The sequence below is a fragment of the Scandinavium sp. genome (assembly GCF_051650185.1).
In the GTDB taxonomy this organism is placed as follows: domain Bacteria; phylum Pseudomonadota; class Gammaproteobacteria; order Enterobacterales; family Enterobacteriaceae; genus Scandinavium.
Map to the genome: position 1 here is coordinate 1 of NZ_JBOFIN010000037.1, position 2,333 is coordinate 2,333.

At 52.2% G+C, this 2,333-nt stretch carries 2 protein-coding genes and 1 pseudogene; 1 reads left to right on the top strand and 2 read right to left on the bottom strand.

Going from position 1 to position 2,333, the window contains the following annotated elements:
* Positions 1-162 precede the first annotated feature (162 nt).
* Together yjeJ and epmB are read right to left on the bottom strand one after the other, a co-directional pair.
* Positions 163-1,026 carry a YjeJ family protein gene (gene yjeJ / locus ACRCWW_RS04915; RefSeq protein ID WP_438681411.1) on the bottom strand — a complete coding sequence of 288 codons (864 nt, stop codon included), beginning with the start codon at positions 1,024-1,026 and terminating at the stop codon, positions 163-165.
* A 168-nt stretch (positions 1,027-1,194) separates the two neighbouring features.
* Positions 1,195-2,223: an EF-P beta-lysylation protein EpmB gene (epmB, locus tag ACRCWW_RS04920; RefSeq protein ID WP_438681412.1), complete on the bottom strand. Its 1,029-nt coding sequence runs from the start codon at positions 2,221-2,223 to the stop codon at positions 1,195-1,197.
* A 40-nt stretch (positions 2,224-2,263) separates the two neighbouring features.
* Between epmB and ACRCWW_RS04925 the strand changes: the two are divergent.
* Positions 2,264-2,333 (top strand): annotated as a pseudogene (locus ACRCWW_RS04925) (elongation factor P); the annotation flags it as partial.

Consider the following 2,333-nt stretch of genomic DNA (forward strand, 5'->3'; position numbering starts at 1 on the left):
TTACGCAGAGAATCGTAACGGGATACCAAATCAAGTGCCTGTCCAATGAGCATAAAAAAATCCGGAAACGAGTGAGCGTTTCCGGATTCTTACACAGCCACTGGATCGGTCAACTGATCCTTAACTGATCGGCATTACCTCAGCAATGGAGGGCGTTTTTGTTTACTCTGCTGTTGCTGGCGCAAGCAGCGTTTTTTGACAGAGCTGATACAGTGCCCGTAATCCGTGCTGTTGAGATAACAGCCCTTTTCCGGAGGCAAGCGTCGCCACCGAAATGCGACACGGTTTTCCTTCCAGCTTTTTCAGCCGTGGGCTAAACGCCAGCAAGCGCTGAGCCACAGCCTGAGCATCTTTCATATCACCCCGAACGCGCGATTTCACAATGGTGCCGCAGGCCTGCGGCTGCCCGTTCTCATCGGTAAAGTGATAGACCAGCGCCAGATAATGCGTAAAGAGTTCGATTTTCCAGGCGGCATGCTGATAAGTGTCGTATTCCATTTCTCCGTTCTCTTTCATGTCGGCGTCATACATCGGCAGGAAATCGAGCAGGGAAGCAATACGCAAAGACAGCTCATGCATCCCGGCATTGTTAATGGCATGAGAAATTGCGCTGATCAGCAAGGCGATTTGGGTATCATCAATCAATACCGTCAGCCGATTTTCCCCCTCTAAGCTGAAAACCAGCTCAGAACCCTGCTGTTTTGCCTCACCCGGAGCAAAGCCCGTGACGCGCTGGCGAATATCGGCGTGCAGCATGTGTTTCTGATTCAGTTCAGGAATGTTGTGGTGCAGCGCCTGGGTGGCAACATGCTGGCGCGTTTTAAACGTGGCTTTGTCTTTGGCGTTGCGCTGGCTTTGCAAATAGAGACGATGCTCAAGCCAGATATAAAGATCGCGAAGCGGCAGGGCGGGAATAAAGACCAGAGATTCCTGGCCGTGCTGATGCTTTATTTTGAGTGCCAGAGCCTGAAACTGCTGAGCATGGCGAATAATGCCGGTGTTGATACCGGTAATAGTTGAGGTCATTTCTTCTCTCCCTGATGAGATCTTATCCCTGAGAATGTGTCCTGAACCCAGGATGGCGAGGGATGTTTTTTGCGGAGGCTAAAATAGCACCTGGCTGAATTTCGGGAGAGTCGGTTTCCGGACTTGAAACCTGTGCGACAGGCATCGCACAGGCTTTTGCTGATGAGATTATTGCTGCCGCAGCTGCAAATCCAGCGGCGTTTTGCTCGGTTCGCCGCCAATCTCACGCGCCAGTTTTGGCACCATATAGCCGGAGACCAGCGTCAGAAGTTCGCGCATGATTGCCCGGGCTTCGTCATCACTCACCATGTAATGCGCCGCGCCCTGTACTTTATCCAGCACGTGCAGGTAGTAAGGCATGACTCCGGCATCAAACAGCGCGTTGCTAAGATTCGCCAGCGTTTGGGCGTTGTCATTCACGTCACGCAGCAGCACGCTTTGATTAAGCAGCGTGACGCCCGCAAGCTTCAGCTTGCACATTGCCTGGCGAAATTCTTCGTCAATTTCTTGCGCATGATTGATGTGGTTCACCAATAAAATTTGCAGCGAGGAACGAGCAAAGCGTTCAGTTAACGCCTCGGTGATGCGCGCCGGGATCACGATCGGCAAACGACTGTGGATACGCAAACGCTTCAGATGAGGAATGGTTTCGAGCGCATCCATCAGCCACGCCAGTTCATGATCTTTCGCCATCAGCGGATCGCCGCCGGAGAAGATAATCTCATCGAGTTCCGGGTGCGCGGCAATGTAATCCAGTGCGAACTGCCAGTTGCGTTTGTTGCCCTGATTATCGGCATAGGGGAAATGACGACGGAAGCAGTAGCGGCAATTAACGGCGCAGCCACCTTTCACCAGCAACAAAGCACGGTTGCGGTATTTATGCAGCAAACCAGGCACGACACTGTGCTGTTCTTCAAGCGGATCGGTACTGAAACCAGGGGCCGCAACAAACTCCTGTTGCGAGGTAAGCACCTGTTTGAGAAGCGGATCGTTCGGATCGCCGGGCTTCATTCTTGCGGCGAAAGCACGGGGCACGCGCAGCGGGAAGAGGCGTTTTGCGTCACGACCGGCGAGCAAATTTTCATCAGCGTCTATCTTTAACAGACGCAACAGTTCATCAGGATCGGTGATTACATCGGCAAGTTGCGATAACCAATCTTCTCTGGACGGGGTGTTTAGGGTTACAATATGCGCCATTTTGTGGCTTAGCTACCAGTTAACAAATTTAGAGGGCCTTATGGCGACTTATTCTAGCAACGATTTCCGTGCCGGTCTTAAAATCATGATGGATGGCGAACCGTACGCGG